Raw genomic sequence first — 23978 nt, 5'->3', positions numbered from 1 at the left:
CCATGGGCGTGCGTATCACAGCCACCGGAACCAGCCGCGCGAAAGACACCCACAGCATCGTCGAGCACAGCGGTCGCGCCGCACTACAGAGCCTGCAGCGCGCCGGTGTGCGTCCCGACCAGGTCGGGGTGTTCATCAATGCCGGGGTGTTCCGTGACTCCAATACCGTCGAACCGGCCGTATCCGCGCTGATCCAGAAGGCGGCGGGTATCGGACTCGAGTACGGCAGGGACGATCCGCGGACCTTCTCCTTCGATCTGATGAACGGCGCGGTCGGGGTGCTGAACGCGGTCCAGGTGGCCGCCTCCATTCTGGAGACCGGCAGCGCCGAGCATGTGCTCATCGTCTCCGGGGACACCCACCCGTCGCTCACCCGCTCGGCGGCCGACGACGAATTCCCTTACGCCACTTCGGGAGCCGCGCTATTGCTGGAGCGCACCGACGAACCCGTCGGGTTCGGCCGGGTGCACGTCGCCAATGGTGCCGGTGCACCAGGCGTGGAGTCCTATGTCGACACCGCGACCATGGGCACGGTCGGACGGGGCCTGATGACGGTGGTCCAGGAGCCGGGCTTCGAGGACACGCTGCATACGGTGGCCGCCGAAACCGCGCGAGCCGCACTCGCCGATGCCGGGCACACCGACCTGGCGAGTACTGTCCTCATCGCCTCGACCCCGAGCGCCCAATTCCCGGTCCGCCTCGCGGAAACCCTTGGTATCGCGGCGGATTCGGTGCGCACCGCCGATCTGTCCGAGGGCGACCCACATACCGCCGTACTGCCGCTGGCCTACGACCGGGCGGTCGCCGAGGATTCCTTCGCGGCGCATACACACGTGCTGTTCGTGGCGGCGGGCGCGGGACCATCGGCCGCGGCCGCGCTCTACCGGTTGCCGGTGCTCGCGGGGACGCCCGCGTGACGACCTCGACCTATTGGCAACCCATCGACCGGTTCCGCGCGTTCGCGCGCGCGGAACCGGATCGTGCGGCGGTGATCTTCCCGGCGGGGCGCAATCCCGACGGCCTGCCGAGCTACCGCACGATCACCTACCGCGAGCTCGACCAGTGGTCCGACGCCATCGCCGAGCGGCTCGCCGCGGCGCGTGTCGGGAACGGGACGCGGACCATCGTGCTGGTGCTGCCCAGCCCGGAGCTGTACGCGGTGATGTTCGGGCTGTTGAAGATCGGCGCGGTACCCGTGGTCATCGACCCCGGCATGGGTGTGCGAAAGATGTTGCGCTGCTTGCGGGCCGTAGATGCCGAAGCGTTCATCGGGATACCGCAGGCGCAGGCGTTGCGAGTGTTGTTCCGGCGCGGCTTCCGTAGGATCCGCACCGCCGTCACGGTCGGCAGGCGCTGGTTCTGGGGCGGTGCGACGCTGCGGGATTGGGGTACCAGCCCGGCCGCGGCCGCGCCGGTTCGCAAGCCCGCCGCGGACAGTGACCTGCTGCTGATCGGATTCACCACGGGCAGTACCGGTCCGGCCAAGGCGGTCGAGATGACCCACGGCAATCTCGCGGCGATGGTCGAACAGGTCCACGCGGCTCGGGGGCACATCGCGCCGGACACCTCGCTGATCACCCTGCCGCTGGTGGGCATTCTCGATCTGCTGCTCGGCGCGCGGTGTGTGCTGCCGCCGTTGATTCCGAGTCGGGTCGGTTCGACCGATCCGGCGCACGTCGTGGACGCGATCGACCGGTTCGGCGTGCGCACCATGTTCGCCTCGCCCGCCGTGCTGATTCCGTTACTGCACCACCTCGAGCAGCATCCGAAGGAGCTCGAGACGTTGGACAGCATCTACTCCGGCGGCGCACCGGTCCCCGACTGGTGTATCGCCGGGCTGCGCGCTGTACTGCGGGAGGATGCCCAGGTCTACGCCGGATACGGCTCGACCGAGGCGCTGCCGATGTCGACGATCGAATCGCGGGAACTGTTCGACGGTTTGGTCGCGCGCACCCATCGCGGCGCAGGTACGTGCATCGGGCGGCCCGCGGATCGGGTGCGGGCCAGGATCGTCGCCATCACCGACGATCCGATCCCGACCTGGCAGCGGGTCGAGGCGATCGCGGGCGAACTCGAAAAGTCGCGCGGTATCGGCGAACTCGTCGTATCCGGGCCGAATGTCAGTTCCCGCTACTTCTGGCCGAAGCAGGCCAACGCGCAGGGCAAGATCGTCGACGGTGCGGTGATCTGGCATCGCACCGGGGATCTGGCCTGGATCGATGAGCGGGGGCGGATCTGGTTCTGCGGGCGCAAGAGTCAGCGAGTGGTCACCGCTGATGGACCCATGTTCACCGTTCAGGTCGAGCAGATCTTCAATACCGTTGCGGGCATTGCCCGGACGGCTCTGGTCGGCGTCGGTGAGCGCGGTACGCAGCGGCCGGTGCTGTGTGTGGAGTTGGCCGCCGGCGCGGATGCCGTGACCGTCGAATCGGCGCTGCGGGCCCGTGCGGCCGAGTCGGAGCTGACCCGGGCGATCACCGATTTCCCGGTGCACCCGAAGTTTCCGGTGGATATCCGGCACAACGCCAAGATCGGCCGGGAGCAGCTCTCGATCTGGGCGAGCAAGCAGCTCGAGGCGATGCGATGAAACCGACTGTACTGCGGGCGGTTCCAATACTGGGCTGGCTGTATCTGGCCGGAGGCATTGCGGCTGCCGCGACGGATCGGGTGCCGCAAAGCCGAGTGTTGCGCGGCATCTGGTGGATCGACGCATTCCTGAGCTTCGTGGTACATGCGGCCCAGATCCCGACCGCCTTGCGGACCGCCGAGGGGTCGGGCCGCAGTTCGGTCGAAACCGCCGTGCTGACCCAGATTTTCGGGATGACGTGGTGGCGGACACAACCCGAGCGCGGCACATCCGTGGAACAGGAGAATCGGCAGTGAAGGTGCTGGTGACCGGCGCATCCGGTTTTCTCGGCGGAGCGCTCGTGCGGCGGCTGGTTCGCGACGGCGAACACGATGTGTCGATCCTGGTGCGCCGCACCAGCAGGCTGGCCGATCTCGGTGCCGCCGTCGATCGCGTCGAGGTGGTCTACGGCGACCTGGCCGACCAGCAATCGCTGATTCGGGCTACCCGGGGCATCGACATCGTATTCCACAGTGCCGCGCGGGTCGACGAGCGCGGCACCCGCGAGCAATTCTGGGACGAGAACGTTCGGGCCACCGAGCGGCTGCTGGAATCCGCGCGGTGTGGCGGCGCTTCGCGTTTCGTGTTCATCTCCAGCCCCAGCGCGTTGATGGACTACGACGGCGGCGACCAACTCGATATCGACGAGTCGGTACCGTATCCGCGCCGATACCTGAACCTGTACTCCCACACGAAGGCGGCGGCCGAGCGCGCGGTACTCGCCGCGAACGCACCGGGATTCACCACCTGCGCGCTGCGTCCGCGCGCAATCTGGGGTGCGGGTGATCGGTCCGGCCCGATTGTGCGGCTGCTGGGCCGGAATGCGGCGGGCAAGCTGCCGGATCTGTCGTTCGGCCGGGATGTGTTGGCGTCGCTGTGCCATGTCGACAACATCGTCGAGGCGTGCGTCAAGGCGATCGGCTCGGATGTGCTGGGCGGCAAGGCGTATTTCATCGCCGATGCCGAACAAACCAATGTGTGGCAGTTCCTCGGCGCGGTGGCGACCGATCTCGGCTATCGGCGCCCGACCAGGCAGCCGAATCCGCGTGCGGTCAACGCCGTAGTGCGCGTGATCGAGGCGGTGTGGCGGGTGCCCGCCATCGCGACCCGGTGGTCACCGCCGCTGTCACGCTATGTGGTGGCACTGCTGACGCGCAGCGCGACCTACGACACGCGCGCCGCGGCTCGGGATTTCGGCTACCGACCAGTCGTCGATCGCGACACCGGCCTCGCGGCATTCAAGGAATGGCTCGAAACACAGGGCGGCATCGTGGAACTCACCAGAACATTGCGATGACTCGGAGGCAATCATGAGCAACGACACCGTCTTTCGCCGCCGGATCTCACCCACGGAGCGCCTGTACTTCTCGACGCGCGACCTGGCTCCGCCATTTCTGATGCAACTCGTGGTGCACGGCAACGGCGGCCTCGATCCGGCCGAATTGCGGCGAGCCGTGACGGTCGCCTCGGCGGCGAATCCAGGTTCCCGGCTGGTCCGCGACGGTGACGACTGGGTCGACAGCGGCACGGCGGCGGCCGTGCGGGTGGTGGCCGGTGCGTCGCTGAATTACCCAGCGCTGGAAGATGATCCGATCCTCAACAGCCCCATCGGCCCGACACCGGAGCGGACCTGCGAGGTGCTGCTGCTGACCGGCGATCCGGTCACCATCGTGTTCCGCGTCTTCCACGGCGTGATGGACGGCATGGGCGTGCGCATGTGGGTGAGCGATATCTTCCGGGTGCTGCAGGGCCAGGAACCGCTCGGAGCCGCCGATCCCATCGCGGACGCCGATATCGTCGCGCGGATCGGTGCACCGGGCAAACCGACCCTCGTACTTCCGGTGTACCCGTCGGCGGCCGGGTGCGGACGGCAGGATCGCGCGGCCTCGCACTGGCTGCTGCGGAATCGGACCATTCCGGTGACCGGCAAGGGCACGGTCGCCCGGGTGGCCGCCATCCTGGCGGCTCAGGCCGAGACCAAGTGCCGCATCATGATTCCGGTCGACCTGCGGCGGCACGCACCGGAGATCCGCACTACCGCGAATCTCGCGCTGCCGCTATTCATCGATATGCGGCCGGGCGATGATTGGCGGGGCATCAACGCGGACAAGCGCAGCGGTCTGCAGGCGAACCGCGAGCTGAATCAGCTGGACAACGGCGGGCTGGCGAAACTTCCGCCGTTCGTCGTGCGCGGAATTCTGCGTGCCGCCAACTGGCTCGGGGCGCGGCTGGACCTCAATATCGTGTCGGCCACCGTTTCCTATATGGGCAGGTTCGAGCTGGACGAGGTCAGCGCGCCGGGTTTCACCGCTACCGCGGTGCGGGGGCTGCCCCAGCACACCGGCATCATGCCGCTGCTGTTCGGCATCGTCGAATATGACGGGCAGACCGATATCACGGTGTCGTGCCGCAATGGCGAAGGTGTCGAAGCGCGGTTGGAGTCGCTGCTGGATCGTATCGCCAGCACGCTCGAACACGATCTGTCGAACGCGACGCTATGACGACCTGGGCACGTTTCGTCACCGCACGGCCGCGTTCAGTGCTGACCGCTGTCATCGGCGTCGTTCTGCTACTCGGACTGCTCGGCATGGGCACCGCCGACGAGATCAGCGCCGGTGGATTCAGCGATCCGCACAGCGAATCGATGATGGTCGATCAGCTCGTCCGCGCGCATTTCGGGCCGCAGAACCCGGATGTCGTCGCGCTGTATACGGTGCCGGATGAGCAGACGCTCGACGATATCGGCCCGCGCGTGCAGCAGGCGCTCGAACGCATCGATCCGAAGCTGCTGGCGCGCCCGATCCAGACCTATTGGAACAGCGTGCCGCCGCGCAAGGGCTTCCTGCGCTCCTCCGATAACCGGCAGGCCCTGGCCGTCGTGTTCACGGCCGGCGACGACACCGAGCGCATGCACGCCTACCCGGATATCGAAGCGGGACTGCGGGTTCCGGGAATCCACACCCAGCTGGCCGGTTACAGCGCGATCGCCAGCGAAATCAACAGCCGATCCGAGCACGATCTGGTTATCGCGGAATCGATTTCGCTGCCGCTTACGCTGCTGATCTTGGTGTTGCTGTTCGGCGGGACGGTCGCCGCCTCGCTACCGGTGGGCGTCGGCCTGCTGGCGGTGCTCGGTTCGATGGGCGCCATTCGAATGCTCACCGAATTCACCGAGGTGAGCACGTTCGCATTGAATATCGCCTCGCTGCTCGGGCTCGGAATGGCCATCGACTACGGCCTGTTCCTGGTCACTCGATTCCGTGAGGAGCTCGCCGAGGGGCGTGAGATCGCGATGGCCATCGAACGGACCTGTGCCACCGCTGGTCGCACCGTCGCATTCTCCGCGCTGCTGCTGATCTGCGCGTTCGCGGGGACGTTCGTGTACCCGCAGGCGGTGCTGCGGTCGTTGGGGTTCGGTGCGATCGCGGCGGTGGGGTTGGCCGCCGTACTGTCGCTCACGGTGCTGCCCGCGATGCTTGCGCTGTTCGGGGCGCGCATCGGGCGGACGAAGACGAAGGAACGGACCGAACGCTTTTGGGGTCGTGTGGTGGACGGGGTGTTGCGTCGGCCGGCGGCGGTCACGGTGGTCGTCGGCGCGCTCCTACTCGCCCTCGCCACACCGATTTTCGGTGTCGAGCTGGGCGATATCGATCATCGTGCGCTACCGGCGGGCAATGATATGCGCACGGCCGTCGAGGAACTCACCACGCAGTTCCCGGCCGCCAGCAGCGGTATCACCGCGGTGTTGCGCGGCGTCGACGGAACGCCACCCGATGTCGCGGCGGTCGAGACGGCTACCCGCGATATCGGATCGGTAGCCGGGGTGCGCCAGGTGTTGCAGGTCGGGCGGGACGGCGATTTCGTAGTGCTGCACGCGTTCTTGACGGCACCGGATCGCAGTGCGACGGCGACCGCGGCGGTCGAGACGATTCGCGGCCTAGATCCGCCCGCGGCGACCGAAATTCGGGTCGGCGGGGATACCGCGGTGACCGTGGACAGTGTCGATTCGATCGTGGCGCGAATGCCGTGGATGGTGCTGGTCATGGCGGCGGTGACCGTGCTGTTGCTGGTGACAGCGTTCCGCTCGATTGTGTTGGCGCTCAAGGCGGTTGCCATGGCGTTCCTCAGTCTCGCCGCCACCTTCGGGATCCTGACCTGGATCTTCGACGACGGACACCTCGCCCGGGCACTCGGCGTCAGCACGGGTCCGCTCGCGGCGGGCATGGTGGTGTTGATCGTGTCGGTGGTCTTCGGATTGTCCACCGACTATGAGGTTTTCCTGCTCTCCCGCATGGTTGAGGCACATCGAGCGGGTGCGGATACGGCTGGGGCGGTGCGTATCGGGACGGTGCGGACCGCACGCGTGATCACCGCGGCCGCGACGCTGCTCGTGCTGGTGACGGGTGCGTTCACGCTGTCGCCGCTGACGCCGATGCGATTCCTCGGTGTCGGCATGATCATCGCCCTCGTCGTGGACGCCACGCTGGTTCGGATGTTGTTGGTGCCCGCGCTGGTCGAGCTGATGGGCCGGGCGAATTGGTGGATGCCAGGGTCTGGTCGGCCGCGTCGGCGGAGCGTCACGGTCGTCGAGAAGGAGCGCGCGTCATCGGCTTCCTGAACTCGGTCGATCGGGTATGCGAGATGCCCGACGGGACGGATCTATGTTTCGATGGAACCGTCTCGTCGGCACGTGCGTCTCTATGATCAGACGGGACCAGTGGAAGGGGCGACCGCTATGGCTGTTGACAGCACGTTCGGCGGGTATATCGAGGATGCGAAGACCGGGGCGCTGAAGGTTCGGATGGAACCGCAGGCGTTCATTGATATCGACGCGGCTTGCCAGAATCTGATCGACGAGTTGACCGTCGCGCAATACGACGCCCGGGCGCTCGGTGAGAAAGAATCCTGGGGACTCGGCGAGAACAACCCCCGGCTCACCTCCGCCATCGAGCTGGTGAAGCTGTTCGGGGAGAAGGCCTTCGGCGGCCCGAACAACGCCTACGACACCATCGGCGATTACATTTCGGTCGCCACCGAGATCCAGAGTCTGTTCAAGACCATTCGTGACGCTTACGAGCAAGCCGACGCCGAGTTCGCTCGGCGGATGCGCGAGATCCGCGTATGAACAACCGATCGCGGCTACTAGTCGGTGCAACCGTATCGGCAGCGGTATTGGCTTTACTCACCGCATGCACGAGTGAGAAGGGGACGCCGACCCCGCAGACCACCTCGGCTGCCTCGACATCCGCCGTCAGCTCCTCTACCACCGGCACCGCTACCGCGTTCGATCCCTGTACTGCATTGACGCCGGAATTCCTGGCTCAGCATCAATGGGATGCCCGAGCGCCGGAACACAAGCAGACCACCACCGGTGCGTTCACCTGGAAGGGTTGCGCCTACCTCGCACAAGCGCGCTACACGTTCGGTGTCCAGACGACCAACGGAACCCTCGCCCAAGTTCGCGAAAAGTTCCCCACCGCGACCGAACTCACCATCGACGGCCGCAAGGCCCTGCGCTACGAGGCGCGCCCCGACGTCCCCGGCGGCTGCACCGTCAACCTCGACATGAAATCCGGCTCCCTCTACATCCTCGTCGACGACCCCCGCGGCCTGCACCCCCGCAAGCTCTCCCCGTGCGACAACGCGACCGAAATCGCCGAAGCCGTCGTCTCCCTCCTCCCCCAGGGCAGCTGAGGGCTGCTGCGCCGCACGATCGTCGCGCAAACCGGACGTAGCCGAAACTACCTGCGGCGCAAGAGCACTCCGCGGATGAAGGCCGCCTGGCCGGAGTGCTGGATAGCGTCGTCGACGACGCTGATAAGCCGAACCCCCAGCGTGACAGGCGGATTCCAGCGAGTGTCGACCACGCGAGGCAGATCGGCATCGGTTAGCCCGGATACGTAATCGATGGTCTGCGCGTGCACCGCGTCGTAGTAGCCCAGCAGCAAGTCGGCCGAAACCCCGCCCAGCGCGGCAACATCCGCGGCGCGGTGGGCGTAGCCGGTCGCCGCGTCATCGAAGGGCAGCTCGAACCGCTTCGCCCAACCGGCCGCCGTCCACACCTGCTCCAGCCCCGCCACGTCCGCGACGTGGTCGTCCTGTACCCGAGTCAGGTGCCAGATCAGCCACGCGATGGAATTCGCGTCCGAATCGATCCGCGCCCCCAGCTCGTCCTGCCTGAGCCCCGCAACCGCCCCGTGCACATTCTCCTGTACCCGTCCGAAGGCATCGACCAACAACTCAGCGCTCGTCATGACCCATGCAATCACACACCGTCCCGTGATATTCCCGCCGCGCCGCACAGCCCACTCTTGCTCTGCCTTCGTAGGCCCCGATAAGGCGTGAAGGGTGCCGCTCAGCCGAGGGGCAGGAGAAGGTCGGCGGATTCGAGGTCCAGCAGGGCCCTCTTCGCCGGCAGACCGCCCGCATAGCCGATCAGGGAGCCGTCGCTGCCGAGTACGCGATGGCACGGGACGAGAATCAGCAGGCGGTTGCGCGCCAGCGCACCGCCGATCTTGCGGGCGTCGGCGGGCGTGCGGCCGAGGTGCCGGGTCAGTGCACCGTAGGTGGTTGTCCGGCCATATCCGGTAATTGCTTCGAGCGCCTGCAGGACCTCGCGGTCGAATGTACTCATGCCCGACCGGTCCGTCGGGACGGTGAAGTGGCGGCGTTCGCCGGTGAGATACTCATCGATCTGGATTGCGGCGGTGTCGAGATACACATGCGCCGTAGGGTTTTCACCGACGGGACCAGCGGTCTGCGCGTCGGTGAACGCGACGCGGGTGACACCGGTCGAGTTGGCCTCGATCAGCAGCCTGCCCAGCGTCGAGCCGTACACGAGACGCGCGGTGGATGTATCCGACATGGTGTTGCTCCTATCCGTCGAGCTTTCATCAGGTAGACGCTCCGCCACGGCGAAACGTGAGATCACCACCGGGAGTGCGCTGTCCACGCGGCGTACTGCTCAGGGAGGCAGACCGCGCAGGGGCGGTAGCCGACGGCAATGGCGGTTTGCTCGTCGGCGAAGAAGACACGGTCGGGGCGATAGTGGCCACGAGCGAGGGCGCGCAGGGCGGATGGGCAGTCGAGACGACCGTAGAGTTTGCCGCGCCGATGGCCGCCGTATCGGCCCGGGGTAGGGCTCGGATAGGGGCGACCGTCGGCGTCGGTCAAGGTGTACATGCTATTCGGCGTCGTGCAGCACGAGGCCGAGGGTGTGGCGGTGGCCGCCGCGAATTCGACTGACACCGTGGCGAATCGGCGCTCGGGACCAGCCGCGACTGGACGGCGTCGGACGGTCTCTGGTCGTGAAGATCAGGGCGCGGCCCTGCTCCAGTATGGTGACGGTGGGTTTCGATTGGGCGCGCGGGCGTTGCTCGACCAGCAGGAATTCGCCGCCAGTGTGATCGATGCCGGGACGGTCCAGGCCGATGACCACCTGGAGCGGGAAGACGAGTTCCCCGTAGAGGTCGCGGTGTAGCGCATTCCAGTCACCTTCGGTGTAGCGCAACAGGATCGGGGTCGGCCTGGTTTGGCCAGCGGCGTGGCAGACGTCGAGCCAGTCCTCGAAGTCGTCGGGCCATGGCGTCGGGTCGCCGAGGCGCTCGGCCCAGGTGCGTGCGATCGGTAGCAGTTTGCGATAGAAAGCGGCGCGCAGTCGCATGATCGGTTCGGGGACCGGATCGGCGAAATAGCGGTAGGTGCCCTGGCCGAATCGGTAGCGGGACATGTCGATTGTCGACCGGAAACGGGATAGATCGGCCCACATGGCGGTGAATTCGGCGCACTCGTCGGGGTCCAGCAGCGGGCCGGTCTGGGCACAGCCGTAGGCATCGATCTCGTCGAGCAGGGCGCTCCACGATTGTGCGTCGACTCGTTCCTGTAGTGCGGCACGAGTTTTCGGCATTGTGTCTCCTTACGCCGCTTCGAGCGTGAGCAGGGCGGTCTTGGCTGCGACTCCGCCGACGTACTGGCCGATGGAACCGTCGCTGCGCACTACCCGGTGACAGGGAATCACCACCGGCAGCGGGTTGTGCGCGCACGCGGTGCCGACCGCGCGGACGGCACGCGGATTGCCCACGGCCGCGGCGACTTCGGCATAGCTCTCGCGCAACCCGTAGCCGATATCGCTCAGGTGCTCGATCACCTGGCGGCGGAATCCGACGGCCAGCCGCAGATCGAGTGGCAGGTCGAAATGTGTTCGCGCACCGGCGAAGTACTCGTCGATCTCGCGGGCCGCGGCGTCCAGGCGGGCGGGGGCGGCGAGTACGCGGGGGCTGATCCGATCGGCGAGCCCGGCCAGCACGGTGTCGTGATTTTCGTTGGGGTAGGCGACCCGGACCAGACCCGCAGGAGTGGCGGCGAGCAGCAGGGTGCCCACAGGGGTATCCAGTGTGCGGTAAGCGACGTCGAGCAGACCCGAGGCCTGCGCGTCGGCGGCCAGGCGCCGCTGTAGTTGGGTCAGGATCTCGGTGGAGTCGAGGTTCAGGCCATCGAAGAGGCCGTCCGGATCCCGGTCGATAGTGGCCATCATGTTCGATCCTTCGGGTAGAGCTTGCGCAATGTCTTCAGCCCGTCCGCGGCGGCGCGGCGGGCGGCATCGGTGGAATTGCCCAGCAACGCGGCGATTTCGGCGTGCGGCATTCCAGCCAGATAGTGGTAGGCGACCGCTTGGCGCTGTTTGGTCGGCAACGCCGCGAGTGCATCCCACAGGTCGGGGTCGTAAGCGGCCGGGTCGGCATTGCGGGCGGCGCGGTCGGGCAGGGTTTCGGCGGGAACGGGCGCGCGGGTCAGTGCGCGCCCCACATCGATCGCGCGCCGGTGCGCGATGGTGACCAGCCATGCCTCGATATTCGTCGTCGGGTCGAGGTCCGGGTAGGCCCGCAGTGCGGACAGAAAGGTCTCCGACCACGCGTCGGCCGCGTCGGTCGGACCGAGTACCGCCCGGCAGACGCGCAGCACCATCGGGCCGTACTCGGCCACCACTTCCTCGAACGGAGGCAATCTCACACTGGGTAGACGTCGAGGACGCGGAAAACGTGAGATGCCCAGGTCATCGCGATTCCTGGGTGCTGCGGGACAGGCCGCTGGCGCGCAGCACGCGGCGATCGATGGCGGCGCGAATGGATTCGTCGGTGCCGATGATGCGGACGTGGTGGCGGGCGCGGGTGATGGCCGTGTACAGCAGTTCCCTGGTGAGCAGGGTGGACTCGGGTTCGGGCAGGACGACGGAGACAGTGTCGTACTGGCTGCCCTGGCTGCGGTGGATGGTCATGGCGAAGACGGTCACCACGGCCGGAAATTGCGTCGGGTGCACCAGGTACGGTTCGCTGCCGCGTTGCAGGGCCGCACGCAGCGAGCCGTCGGGCATGCGCACGATGACACCGGTGTCGCCGTTGTAGATGCGGGCCTCGTGGTCGTTGGCAGTAACCAGCAGTGGTTGGCCCGGGTACCACGTGGCCTGGTGCGAGTCCGGGCCCGCGCCACCGGCGGCGGCCCATTCGGCGGCCATGCGGTCCCAGCGCTCGACGCCGAAGGGGCCCTGGCGGTGGGCGCACAGGAGGCGGTGGGATTCGAGGGCGGTGAGTGCGGCCGCGGCGTCGCCGTCGAGTGCGGCCGCGGTGACCTCGCGGGCCGCGCGGACCACATCGGCGCGGACCGGTGCGGTGTCGTCGGGCGTGCAGAGCGACAGTCCTTCGCCGCCGGCGCGCAACAAGGCCAGTGCGGTATCGGCGTCGCCCGCGCGGACCGCGACGGCGAGTTCGGCGATCTTGCCGCCGAATCGACGCCCGCGGGTCAGCCGGACGATGCCGCCGCGCATACGGGTGCGCTCGAGGTTCGTGAGAGCTTCCGGATTGCCGTCGGAGGCAACCGATTCCGCGCCGAGCACCTGTTCGAGGACCGGATTCGGTTCGCCGACAACAGGTCCCGCGACCAGGTCGGCGAGTACCGCGCCCGCGTCGACCGAGGCGAGCTGATCCGGATCACCGACCAGCACCACGCGGGTGTCCGGACGCAGTGCGGCCAGCAGACTGCTCATCATGGTGAGCGAGACCATGGAGGTCTCATCGACGACGATCACGTCATAGGGCAGCCGGTTGAATTCGTGATATCGGAATCGCGTCGCCCGGCCACGCTGCCAGCCGAGCAGGCGGTGCAGGGTGGCGGCGGTGAGCTCGGGCAGTCCGAGCGCGGCGGCCTGTTCGCGCACCGCCTCCTGCAGTCGCGCGGCCGCTTTGCCGGTGGGCGCGGCCATCGCGATACGCAGGGCGGGCAGCTTCGGATTGGCCTGCTGGTGTGCGTCGAGCAGGGCCAGGATGCGGGCGATGGTGTGGGTCTTGCCGGTGCCGGGACCGCCCGCCACCACGGTGGTCCAGTGCGTGGCGGCGAGTGCGGCGGCGATTCGCTGCAGGTCCAGGGCCGCGCCGATCGCGGCGTCGAAGAGCCGATCGAGTTCGCGGCGCACGATGGCCGGATCCACCTTCGGGTGGTGTCCGGAGCGTTCGGTGAGCACGCGGCGAATCGTCTGCTCCTGCTGGTAGTACCGGTCCAGGTAGAGCAGCGGGCCAGCGTCGTTGGCGGGCTCGGCGTCCACCAAACGCAGCGGCTGCAGTGGACCAGCCGGCCCGCCGCATACCAATGGGCTCACCCGCAGCGCCGCAACCACCGCATCGATATCGGGCCACGGCAAGGTCGCCGGGTCGATACCCGCACCGGCATCCCAGGTTTCGTCCGCATCGACGCCGATCTCCCGCATCCGGTGCAATTCCAGACACACCGACCCCGATCGCACCGCACGCACCGCCAGCGCCGCCGCGAACAACACCTCCTCCGAGGTCTCACGACCCATACGCCCCAACCGAAGTGCCACATGCACATCGGCGGCAGACAGCACCCCCGCCTCATTGAACATCCGAAGCAGCCCGGTCCCCCGCTGCGCCAACTGAATCGACGTCATGAACAACCGCACCCCTTGTCGTGCTCGGCACCCTTTGTATGTACCGACAAGCGCAGGGTGCGGGGATTACCGTGGCGAGGGGCCGACGCACCGGTTGCGGGGTGGGCCTCGGTGGGTCGGGTCATCGGGGTGCCTCCCCGGCGAGTAGATCGGACAGGGCGACGATCAGGGCGGCAGGTGGGTTCCAGTTGAAAACGCCACAGCCCGAGGGGGTTTCGGGGCCGATCATGCCGCGGACGAAGAGGTAGCGGGCGCCGCCGAGGTGGTGGTCGGGACGGTAGGCGGGCAGGCGCCAGCGGAGGTAGCGGTGCAGGGCCACCGCGTAGAGCAGGGCCTGGAGGGGATAGTGGGAGCGCTGCATTTCGTCGGCCATGCGGTCGCAGGTGTAGTGGTCGACGGTGAGATCGCCGGTGCCGAGGCGGTTGGTCTTGTAGTCGACGATGACGAATCGTGGTTCGGCACCGGGCTTTTCGGTGACCCGCAGGACAGCGTCGATACTGCCGGTGAGGTAGCCGCGCAGTGGGGTGTCGTCGAGGGCGGCGAGTTGGTCGGCGTAGCCGTGCAGAACGTCGTCGGCGGGGAGATGGGTGCGCAGGAGGTCCGCGATGCGGCGCAGGGTGACCACGTGCGCGCCGGGTATATCGCCACCCGCCAGCGGGAGTTCGAAGTCGAGTTCGTTGAGCTTGTCGCGGCCGGAAATATCGGCGAGGCAGCCGAATCCGAGCGGGGTGCGCAGGACCGCGAGCAGCGCGTTGCCGAGCACTACCGGATCGGCCTCGGCCATCAGGTCTTCGGTCGCCTCCCGGCAGCGGGTGTGCACCTCGGTGGCCAGATCCGGTGCGTCCGTATCGATTCGCTCGAGCACACCGTGCACGAGCGTGCCGAATTCCGCGCCGTAGGGCAGCGCGTTCATCAGCGACGGGTCCGCATCCGATGTCGCCGGCTCCGCATCGATCAAGAGCGGTGTGCCGGGCTCGTCCGACGGACCGCGCTCATCCTCGGGTTCGGCCTCGGGGATCGCCGCGTCGTGCGCGCCCGCGGTCAATGCGGAGTAGGAGGTGCGCCGCCACTGCAGATCCATCGTGCGGGCGAAATGCGCCGCGGCGAGGGCTCCGGTCGGGAGTTCGGTACGCACCCGGCGGATCTCGACCGTCTCGGCGCCGTCGATACCTTCCACCGAGATGGCTTCCGGTGCACCGGCGGCCCAGGCCGAAAGCATGGATACCGCAACGGCATCCGCTGGTACCGCTGCCTTACTCGGCACCAGGTCGCCGCCGTCCGGGCGGCCGAGGATCATCCGGTGCAGCGGTGAGTTGGCGGTGGTGATCGCGGGCGCCCACCAGGCGACGATCTGGCACATCGCGCGGGTGAGCGCGACATACAGCAGGCGCAGCTCCTCGCCCGCCTCCTCGGTCTCGCTGCGCAGCTTGCGCTCGCCGTACCCGGATGCGTCCTGTCCGCCGACGTCGAGCACGCGGTCGCCTTCGTCGGTGTGGAGGAGCAGCGTCTGCGGGTAGGGGTTCTTCGCGTTGTCCCACGCGAAAGGCAGGTACACGATGGGGAATTCGAGCCCTTTGCTGGCGTGTACGGTGGCGATCTGCACGGCGGCGGCATCACGGTCGAGGCGGCGGCTGCGGTCGGCGACCGAGCCCGAGGCGGGATCGCGCACGCGGTCGGCGAGCCAGCGGGTCAGCGCGGTCAGGCCGAGCCCCTCGGTCAACGCGACCTGGTCGAGCAGCTGCGCGATGTGCCGCAGATCGGTCAGCTCGCGTTCGCCGTTCTCGACGGAGAGCAGTCGCTGCGCCAGATTCGCTTCGGCGGAGATCTTTTCGAAGACCGCGGCGAAACCCGCGCGGGCGAAAAGGCGGGCCGCGTCACGGAGTTGGGCGCTGATCCGGCCGACCAGATCCGCACCGCCGCTATCGATTTCGACGGCGGTGACACCGAGCAAGGGTGTGCAGGCGGCCAAGCGCACGCGATCGGAGCGATGCGGCTGTTCCAGGGCACGCAGTAGCCAGAGCCAGTCCGTGGCGCTGCTCGTCCCGAAAACACTGGTGCCACCGGCGAGTACGGAGGCGACCCCAACCCGGTCCAAAGCCGCTCGCACCACGTCGATTTGGGATCGAGTCCGTACCAGCACCGCGATATCGCCGGGCCCGATCGGCCTCGGCCCGGAGCCCGGTTCGGCCTTCGGTTCGAAGTGCACGCCGGATTCCAACAGCCGCACGATATCCGCCGCGAGATCGTCGGCGACCTTGGCCCGCATGCGCCCGACCGCCGGGAATCCCGACTTGTTCAACGGGCCCGCTCCGGTGCGCGGCAGGCAGCGCATTCGCAGCGGCGTCGTCAGTTCCGCCGGGCCGGACAGCCGGGACCAGCCGCGGGTCGCGGCGACCGGGTAGACCGTAATCTCCTTGTGTCCCAACGCCGCACCGCCTTGCAGGTGATCCAGTGCGGCGAGCAGACCCGCATCGCTGCGCCAGTTGTCGGTCAGCTCCTTACGGGTGTCGGCATGTGCGACGGCATCGAGGTAGCTCAGCACCTCCGCGCCACGGAAGGCGTAGATGGCCTGCTTCGGATCACCGACGAGCACCAGAGTCGAATGACCGTGGAAAGCCAGCCGCAGGATGTCCCACTGCAGCGGATCGGTGTCCTGGAATTCGTCGACCAACGCGACCCGATAACGGTCGCGGATGCGTCGGCAGGCTCTCGGCCCATGCTCCGGATCGGCGAGCACATCGTGCAACAGCACCAGCAGATCGTCGAAATCGCGCAGTCCGGCCAGCCGCTTGCGCCGCTCGGTCTCCGCTCGGACGGCGGCCGCGAACGCGACCCGCTCGCCCGCCAGGCCATCGCCCTTCGGCACCAACACCGCATGCCGATCCCGCACCGCCGCCAATGCCAGCGTGTGCGCCTCCTTCAGCGAAAACGGCGGCTCGGCACGGGCATACCGATTCAGGTAGAGATCATCGGCGACCGTCCCGATCAGATCATCGATCGTCTCGACCAGCCGCGAGCCCGGATCATGCTCCCCCGCCATCCCGAGCTCATCCAGCATTCGCTGACAGAAACTGTGGGTCGTCGCGATGGTCCCCGCGTCGAAATCCGAAAGCGCCGTGAGCAATCGCCGACGCCGACGCAGCACCTCGTCCGCATCCGCCTGCGCCACCAAACGAATCAACTCATCGCCATGCGCCCGAGCCGCCTCCGGATCGGCCAACGCCGCCGCCACCACGACGAACCGATCCCGCGTCCGCTCCCGCAACTCCTGGGTGGCCGCTCGACTGAATGTCACCAACAGCAACTGCGAAATATCGATCCCGATCTCGGCCACATACCGCACCGCCAACCCGACGATCGCATGCGTCTTACCGGTGCCCGCACTCGCCTCGAGTACGGTTGTACCGGTCGGCAGCGGCCCGTTGGGATCGAATCGATCGGCATCCAGCGGCGGTGCGGCGAAGGCGGTGTCCTCAATGGTCATGCCCGACACCCAATTCCGACCGTCGCGATAGCGCACACGTCCCACATTGCAGTGGTGCGCGGAAGTGACCGGTTCAGATCGACGCGATCGGACCAGTCCTGCACGGTGCTCCCGGGCACGTCGAATGCGGCGCTCGCAATGCTCATGCACACCACCCACTTCCGACACCTACTGGCTGTTCCACCGTCCACCCGAGACCGGTCATCACCCGGGAGGCGCGCCGAGGCCACGGAACCGCCGATCCGATAGCGCGCTTCGCCGGCGCAGCCGACCCGCGGAAAGACTCTTAGCCGACATGACACCTCCGAACCGGCGATGCACCGTGCCGCCGCCCAGCGGTCGCGCAGCGGGACACGGTGCGCGCGCCGGATCGACGCAGCCGTGAACCCCGGGCCGTTCACGGCTGCCCCTGATTCTCAGCAGACAGCAGTGGCGCCCACAGGCGGCGGGCGAGGGAGCCGAAACGGGTGGTTTCGCCGGGTTCGCCTGCGGGGGCCGGGGCGGCCATGAGGTGGTCGAGGCGGGGGGCCGAGCCCCAGATGTAGCGGAGGTGGCGGTCGGTGTGGTCGCCGAATGCGGCGGGGCCGTTGGGGCCGCCATTGAATTCGCGTTCGGCGGCGGTGACGGCCTCCTCGACGGTCGAGCCCCGGAAGCGGCGGTCGGCGTAGACCGCGGTGGCCGAGGGGGCGATCGGGAGCGGTTCGGTCAGGCCCGCGTCGCGCAGTCGCACCAGCTCGCGCAGGATCGCCAGCGCCGCAGGCGGTTCGGGGGCGGTGATCTCGGAACGCCATGCGGGACGACCGAATTGGCCACGACCGGTGGTAACCGCGCGCCAGGAGCGATCCTCGGTGACGGCCAGCGCGAGCAACGACACCCAGGCGGCGATGCGATGTTTCGGCGCGAGCCGGGAGAAGGTGGTGCGAACCAGCGTTTCCCCGCGCACCTCGGGCACGGTGCCGGTGAGTCGGCGGCCGTTGCCGAGATCCACCGCGACGTCGACGGCACGCGCAGCACCCTGGTACTCGGGCAGCGCGGCGCGGACCAGCTTGTCCACCGTGGACTCGACCTCATCGAGCACCGCACCGCCGAAACCGAACGGCGGCAACGTCCCTCGCCGCCACTCGGCCGCGCGCAGGGTGGCGGGATCCGCGCCGGTCAGCCGCGCGGTCAGGAGTCGTTCGCCCAGTTCCCATTTCGCGAGGCCGTCGAGTTCGATGGGCAGCCGGTCGGCGATGTCCTCTTCGTGTTCGGGGACACGCAGGCCCAGGCGCTGCCACAGGAACGCCCGCATCGGATGCTCGACGAACGAAATCAGGTCGGCCAGTGCGACATCGGTGAGTTCCGGCGCGGGCAGCGGCTCGGGCAGGAACGCCGGACGCGGCCGTGGAAGCTGTCCGGCCGCCTCGGCTCCGGCGAGGGCGACGGTATCGAAGCTGAACGGGCGTTCGGCCCGGAAATTGCGACGATCGAACCCCTGCAACGGATGTCGCGTCACCACCGCGTCCATACCCGCCGCACCGACATGTGCGCGCAGGGCATCGAGCAGTTCGGCGACCGGGATAGCGGGTGGGCGATGCGCGCCGGTCACCGGATCGGCTCCCGTGTGGAAGATCAGCAGCCTCTCGGTGGCCGCCAGTACCGCGTCCAACAGCAACTGCCGGTCCTCGCTGCGCGCATCCCGTTCGCCCAGTAGCGGATTGCGCGCGAGCACATCGTCGCCGTCGACGCCGCTGGTGCGCGGGAAGACCTCGTCGTCGAGTCCGAGCAGCACCACCGCCCGATGCGGCACCGAGCGCATCGGCACCATCGTGCACACGGTCAGTTCACCGGTCCGGAAATTCGCCCTGGTCGGCTGGGCCGCGAGCCGGCTCGACAGCAGCACGCCGACATCGGCCAGCCGCAACGGCACATCGCCCGCATGCTCGGTGGCCGCCGCCAACTCCCGCCGGGCCTCGCTGCGCACCCACGCCTGACTGTCGGGCACATCGGTGAGCAGATCCAAGCACCGGCCGAGCACCGCCGCCCATTCCTGCGCCGGACGCGGCCCGCGCAGATCGCGCAGGCAGACCGCGAGCCGGTCGATGAACTCCGCGAACCGACCGGCCAGATCGACATCGTTGCTGTCCACGTCGTCCAGCGGCAGCGCGAGATCCAGCCAGTCCTCGGCGGATTCGTCCGCGGTCACCCCGAGCAGGATCCGGTCCACCGCGCTGTTGAGCGTGTTCTGCGCGAAGTCGGCCAGCCCGAACGCCTGCCGCTGCCGCTGCCCGATCCCCCACCGCGCCCCGGATTCGGCCGCCCACTCGCGCAGGCGCTCGATGTCATCGTCATCGAAACCGCAACGGCGACGCACGGTTTCGGACGCCGCGAGATCCAGCACCTGGGTAACGGTCACCCGCCCGTCGGCGAGCTCCAGCAGCACCGCGATCACCGCGAGCATCGGATTGGTCACCCCGCGCCCGCGATCGGCCAGCCGCACCCGCAGCAAATGCGCCGGATGCGCCGAATCCCCCACGGAGTCAACCGATCCCACCATCTTCTGGCCGAACGCCGCACGCACCAGCGGCGCATACGCCTCCACCTCGGGACACATGATCAGCACATCCCGCGGTTCCAGCGTGTGGTCGGCCGCGAACAACCCGAGCAGGCATTCCCGCAGCACCTCCACCTGCCGCGCCGGACCATGGCACGAATGCACCTGGACGGTGTCGTCCCCGAAGCTCGCGGGCGCGGGCGGCCACACATCGTCCCGGATCCCCGCCTGCAATGCGTTCAACAGCGTCCGCCCTGGATCGACCACCGCCCCTCGACCATCCGAGGATGCATGCTCGTACGTCTCGCCCGAAATATGCTCCAGCGCACCGTGATCGGACACGATGCCGCTCGCGCCGCCGACGCCCGGATGATGCACATCGACAACACCCGCCCCCACCAGCCGTTGCTGAAGTTCGCGCACATCCCGCCCGAGCCCGGCGAGCAGCGGATGCCGAACCACCGTCGCGCTGACATCCTCGGCCCGCGCGGCGGCAACAGCCGACCCGCTCAACTCCGCCCACAGCACCGGACTCGGATGCGCCAGCCACAGATGCACGTCTCGCCCCGCTGCCAACGCCGTCAATACCGCCAACTGATCGCTCGGCAACCGCGTCACCCCGAACAACGACACCCGCTGCGGCAGATCGACCAACTCCGGCTCGGCCCGCAACCGCGCACAGGCCGCATCGAGCCGCTCGGCCGGACCAGCCACCCCGACCTCGGCCCGCAACCGCCGCCACAACTGCGGCTGCCACAGGAGATCGTCCGGCACCGCCCGCCCGGTCCCATCGGTATCGGATCCACCGGCCCATTCCATGATCAACGCGGGCCGCTGCGCGGCATAGCTCTCGAACAGCGCGGCCAGATGCGCGGCAGTCGCATACCGCCGACCGACGCGATGTCCGGCCGGTTCACCGACCCCAAGATGCCGTGCGAGCACCGCACTCCACGGCTGCGCGAGCGCCCCGTCGATCACCCGCAGCAACGTCCACACCACCTGCTCTGACGCCCACGGATCGGCCTCGGGCCGAACCCCACTCGCCGCGGCGAGCACCTCGGCGACCAACGCGCCCGGCGACGGGAATTCGATATTGGCGGCAACACCATCCGAATGGCCCGACACACCCAATACCGTCGACAACCGCTGCGTCAGCCATCGCTCGACCCCCTTCGCCGGCACCGCGACCACCTCCGCGGCGAACGCGTCCGGCAACGGCGTCTCGAGCAGCGCGGCCAGCGCATCCGCCAACGCGTCGGCGCGTTCGGCACGATGGATGTGCAGCGGCATCTGCGCCCTCTCGTCGGTTGGTCCGGTATGTCCTGACTGCCACGCACCGCGGTCGGTCTCCGCGTCAAGTCGGCTATCCGATCCGGCCGCGACGCTTGCGCACGTTTATACGCCCAGCGACCAGCACGCAACCTCTCGCCCCCATGTCAACGAGAGTGAAATAAGCCACACGCGAACGATTTACTTCGTCGTGTCACCTCGGATCGAGGCGCTCGATGTGCAACAGTGCTCAACCGGGGAGGGCGGGATAGCTGCACGAAAGGCTGGTTCGCGTTCATGATGGCGATGGTGATTCCCCTGCTTCCGAGAGGCGGGTTCACAGTCCGCCGAGTCGGTGACAGATGGGAGCTGGTCAACTCGCGCTCATATGGCCGTACCGTAGTCCTACACGCTTGGCCCCGCGACCAGCATACCGAGGCCTTCGCGCACTGCTACCGGCTGAACGGGCGCACCGTCGAGGAATTGCACGCCGCCTTCCACTGAGCGCGAAAAACACTGTGGTACAAGCACGCAACGCGCGATACCACAGCGGCGGTCAGAGCTCAAGACGTGCGTCCTGGCGTCCGATGTGCGATCGTGGTCCCTCGTGCGTCACGCCTCCGCCTGTGTCCTCGCCGCTGCGGCGATCTTGGTCCCGACTACCCCCGCGCTGATTCCGTCGGCCTATGCGGCGCCTCCGGCGCATACGCAGGGCTGCCTCGCCGGTTTCGATTGCGATATGAGCAGCAGAATCGGCGCTGTCGACGCGTATTTGAAGACTCGGCCCGGGGTGACCGGGTACGTCGTCCGCGATCGGGTGAGCGGCGGGACATACGCGAACGAGAATGCGGAGAACTCGGTCTGGACCGCCTCGACCATCAAACTGGCGATCGCCGTCGATCTGCTCAACCGTGCGCGGGTCGGCGCGATCGGCCTCGGCCCCGACGATCGCGGGCTGATGGAATCGATGCTCGCCACCTCCAATGACAACGCCGCCGACATTCTGTGGAACAAGTACGCGGGCATCGATCGGATGGCCTACAACAATGCCTTCCGCGCCAACGGCATGTCGACGCTGGTACCGCAGCCGACCAATACCGCGATGTTCCCGGACTGGTCGTTCCAAAAGTGCACGGCCGCCGATCTCGACCGGCTGATGGACTCCGTCTTCAACAACATGCACCCGGACGACCGGAACTATCTGCTCGACCGGATGCGCTCGGTCGACAGCAACCAGCATTGGGGTGTCTGGGGTGCGGGTGCGGCGATGCACCCCGGCCTCAAGAACGGCTGGTCCGAGGAACAGGGCGGCTGGGTGGTGAACTCGGTCGGCTTCGCCGGACCCGGCGAGCGCTACACCCTGGCGATCATGAGCTCGCTCGGCAACGACGGCGGCTACACCGAGGGCTCCGCGACCGACACCAAGGTTGCCGAGTTACTTTTCAGCGGCCGCTGAACCAACACGCAGGCGGCGCAACGCCACGGGTGCACCATCCCGGGGGAACGGAATTGTCGTGAATCCCCACGGCATTCGGTAATCCCCCGGGAGCTCCCACGCATAGGCGCGCACCAGCGCGGCGATGATCGTCTTCACCTCGAGCGTCCCGAAGTGCATCCCGATGCATTTGTGCGCTCCCGCGCCGAACGGTAGCCAGGCGAGCCGATGCGACTTGTCCTCCCGCCGTGCCTCGCTGAATCGTTCGGGATCGAACAGTTCGGGCCGCGTCCACAATTCCGGCAGGAAGTGGTTGATGTGGTACGCACAGTCGATCGGCGTGCCGGCCGGAATGTACTGTCCGAGAATTTCGGTGTCGCGCACCGACCGACGCGCCAGACCGGGCACCGGCGGCATCAGCCGCAGGGTCTCCTTGATCACCAGATCGAGATCGTGCAAGCGGTCCAGATCGGCGATAGTCGGTGCGGCACCGCCGATTTCGGCGTCGACGGTGCGCACCTCGGCGCGCACGCGGTCCTGCCACCGCGGATGTTTACCGAGGTAGTACGCGACGGCGGTGGCGGTGGTCGTCGTGGTGTCGTGTGCGGCCATGATCAAAAAGATCATGTGGTTCACCACATCCGTGTCACTGAACTCCGCGCCGTCCTCGGTCCGCGCATGACACAGTCCGGAGAAGAAATCCGCCGACTCCGTCCGCCGCTTCTGCGGCAGCATTGCGGTGAAGTACTGCTCGAGCACCTTGCGCCCGCGCAGCCCCGCACGCCAGTGACCGCCGGGCACGGGGTGTCGAATGATCGCCAACCCGGCATGGGTGCAGTCGATGAACGCGTCGATGAGCCTGCGGCGCTGCGCCCCGACATCGACGGCCATGAAGGTTTCGCCCGCGATCTCCAACGTCAGTTCCTTGATCGTCGGATAAAGCCGAACCGTACGGCCTTCCCGCGGCGCCCACCGACCGATCGCCGCCCGCGCCACCGGCGTCAACCTCGCCAGATGCGCCTCCAGCCGCTCCCTGGTGAAGGCCTGCTGCATGATCCGGCGATGGAACATGTGCTCATCGAATTCGAGCAGCAGTAGCCCGCGCCCGAAGAACGGGCCGATGAAGTAGTCCCACCCCTGCCCGAAGTCACGGCGTCGCTTGCCGAGCACCTCATCGATCGCCTCGGGACCGCACACGAGCACCCGATCAATGCCCAACGAGGAATGCAGTGACACCGGGCCGTATCGGCGGTACCGCTGCATCAATTCGGCCGGACCCCAGCGCAGATAATGCAGCCCCCGGCCGAAATACGGGAGTCCGACGTCGCCGTGCACCGGCGCGGCGGTACTGCCGCGCGGCGGCGAGGCCAACACACGACGACGCTCGGGAACCCGCAGTAACGCTCGGTCGAGCAACTGGTCGTCCGGCAGGTCGATCAGCGACGCATTCTCGGATTCGAGCCGCACGCTGGGCTTTTTCCCGGTGCGCAGGCTAGCGGCACGGCCCGCGGCGACCATGACAAACCTCCCTGAACGACAGGATCTATCGTATTCTCTTTTCACATTCGATCGGTCGGTTCGCCGAAGCCGTACCAGCGCCTCGGCGGTTCGGCAGCAAGTGGAGCATCGCCGTAGCGACTGCTTGCCGGTCGCTAGGCAAGGATCAGCACGGGA

Annotated in this window: 19 protein-coding genes; 9 read left to right on the top strand and 10 right to left on the bottom strand. The window is 67.7% G+C overall.

What is annotated here, in order from left to right:
• The first annotated feature begins 2 nt into the window (after positions 1-2).
• From OG874_RS09400 to OG874_RS09365, 8 genes are all read left to right on the top strand, one after another.
• Positions 3-917 (top strand): hypothetical protein, encoded by a 915-nt coding sequence (locus OG874_RS09400; protein ID WP_330254726.1) that lies wholly within the window; start codon positions 3-5, stop codon positions 915-917.
• Positions 914-2587, top strand: coding sequence for a fatty acid CoA ligase family protein (locus OG874_RS09395; protein ID WP_330254725.1), 1674 nt, complete (start codon positions 914-916; stop codon positions 2585-2587). Before OG874_RS09400 ends, OG874_RS09395 begins: the two co-directional genes overlap by 4 nt.
• The gene (locus OG874_RS09390; RefSeq protein WP_330254724.1) at positions 2584-2883 is read left to right on the top strand and encodes a hypothetical protein; all 300 of its coding nucleotides are present in this window, start codon (positions 2584-2586) and stop codon (positions 2881-2883) included. Before OG874_RS09395 ends, OG874_RS09390 begins: the two co-directional genes overlap by 4 nt.
• Positions 2880-3923 (top strand): NAD-dependent epimerase/dehydratase family protein, encoded by a 1044-nt coding sequence (locus OG874_RS09385; RefSeq protein ID WP_330254723.1) that lies wholly within the window; start codon positions 2880-2882, stop codon positions 3921-3923. The genes OG874_RS09390 and OG874_RS09385 overlap by 4 nt, the downstream gene beginning before the upstream one ends.
• A gap of 13 nt (positions 3924-3936) precedes the next feature.
• Positions 3937-5127: a peptide synthetase gene (locus OG874_RS09380; RefSeq protein WP_330254722.1), complete on the top strand. Its 1191-nt coding sequence runs from the start codon at positions 3937-3939 to the stop codon at positions 5125-5127.
• Complete coding sequence (locus OG874_RS09375) at positions 5124-7244, top strand: MMPL family transporter (protein WP_330254721.1); 2121 nt, start codon at positions 5124-5126, stop codon at positions 7242-7244. The genes OG874_RS09380 and OG874_RS09375 overlap by 4 nt, the downstream gene beginning before the upstream one ends.
• A gap of 117 nt (positions 7245-7361) precedes the next feature.
• Positions 7362-7751 (top strand): hypothetical protein, encoded by a 390-nt coding sequence (locus tag OG874_RS09370; protein ID WP_330254720.1) that lies wholly within the window; start codon positions 7362-7364, stop codon positions 7749-7751.
• On the top strand, positions 7748-8320 hold the full coding sequence (locus OG874_RS09365; protein WP_330254719.1) for a DUF3558 domain-containing protein: 573 nt from the start codon (positions 7748-7750) through the stop codon (positions 8318-8320). Before OG874_RS09370 ends, OG874_RS09365 begins: the two co-directional genes overlap by 4 nt.
• Positions 8321-8367: 47 nt before the next feature.
• Here the strand turns inward: OG874_RS09365 and OG874_RS09360 are convergent, their stop codons facing one another.
• The 9 genes from OG874_RS09360 to recC all read right to left on the bottom strand — a co-directional run bounded on the left by OG874_RS09360 (position 8368) and on the right by recC (position 20890).
• Positions 8368-8880 carry a mycothiol transferase gene (locus OG874_RS09360; RefSeq protein WP_330254718.1) on the bottom strand — a complete coding sequence of 171 codons (513 nt, stop codon included), beginning with the start codon at positions 8878-8880 and terminating at the stop codon, positions 8368-8370.
• A 101-nt stretch (positions 8881-8981) separates the two neighbouring features.
• The gene (locus tag OG874_RS09355) at positions 8982-9491 is read right to left on the bottom strand and encodes a methylated-DNA--[protein]-cysteine S-methyltransferase (protein WP_330254717.1); all 510 of its coding nucleotides are present in this window, start codon (positions 9489-9491) and stop codon (positions 8982-8984) included.
• Positions 9492-9553: 62 nt separating this feature from the next.
• Positions 9554-9808, bottom strand: a complete 255-nt coding sequence (locus OG874_RS09350) for an Ada metal-binding domain-containing protein (protein WP_330254716.1) — start codon at positions 9806-9808, stop codon at positions 9554-9556.
• A gap of 1 nt (position 9809) precedes the next feature.
• Entirely contained in the window at positions 9810-10532 is a 723-nt protein-coding gene (locus tag OG874_RS09345) for a 2OG-Fe(II) oxygenase (RefSeq protein ID WP_330254715.1), read from the bottom strand.
• 9 nt (positions 10533-10541) lie between these two features.
• On the bottom strand, positions 10542-11156 hold the full coding sequence (locus tag OG874_RS09340) for a methylated-DNA--[protein]-cysteine S-methyltransferase (protein ID WP_330257237.1): 615 nt from the start codon (positions 11154-11156) through the stop codon (positions 10542-10544).
• Complete coding sequence (locus tag OG874_RS09335; protein WP_330257236.1) at positions 11156-11629, bottom strand: RNA polymerase sigma factor; 474 nt, start codon at positions 11627-11629, stop codon at positions 11156-11158. The genes OG874_RS09340 and OG874_RS09335 overlap by 1 nt, the downstream gene beginning before the upstream one ends.
• A 49-nt stretch (positions 11630-11678) precedes the next feature.
• On the bottom strand, positions 11679-13583 hold the full coding sequence (gene recD / locus OG874_RS09330; protein ID WP_330254714.1) for an exodeoxyribonuclease V subunit alpha: 1905 nt from the start codon (positions 13581-13583) through the stop codon (positions 11679-11681).
• A 121-nt stretch (positions 13584-13704) separates the two neighbouring features.
• Complete coding sequence (locus OG874_RS09325; protein ID WP_330254713.1) at positions 13705-17067, bottom strand: UvrD-helicase domain-containing protein; 3363 nt, start codon at positions 17065-17067, stop codon at positions 13705-13707.
• Between the two features lie 397 nt (positions 17068-17464).
• Entirely contained in the window at positions 17465-20890 is a 3426-nt protein-coding gene (recC, locus tag OG874_RS09320; protein WP_330254712.1) for an exodeoxyribonuclease V subunit gamma, read from the bottom strand.
• A gap of 718 nt (positions 20891-21608) precedes the next feature.
• On the opposite strand from recC, the gene OG874_RS09315 reads away from it, so the two are divergent.
• Positions 21609-22325, top strand: coding sequence for a tat pathway signal sequence (locus OG874_RS09315; protein WP_330254711.1), 717 nt, complete (start codon positions 21609-21611; stop codon positions 22323-22325).
• Here OG874_RS09315 and OG874_RS09310 read toward each other — a convergent pair.
• The gene (locus tag OG874_RS09310; protein WP_330254710.1) at positions 22305-23822 is read right to left on the bottom strand and encodes a cytochrome P450; all 1518 of its coding nucleotides are present in this window, start codon (positions 23820-23822) and stop codon (positions 22305-22307) included. The genes OG874_RS09315 and OG874_RS09310 overlap by 21 nt on opposite strands.
• Between the last annotated feature and the right edge of the window lie 156 nt (positions 23823-23978).

It is taken from the genome of Nocardia sp. NBC_00565 (assembly GCF_036345915.1).
GTDB lineage: Bacteria > Actinomycetota > Actinomycetes > Mycobacteriales > Mycobacteriaceae > Nocardia.
Note: the sequence above shows the minus strand (reverse complement) of the source record. Positions and strands in the feature narration are given on the sequence as shown.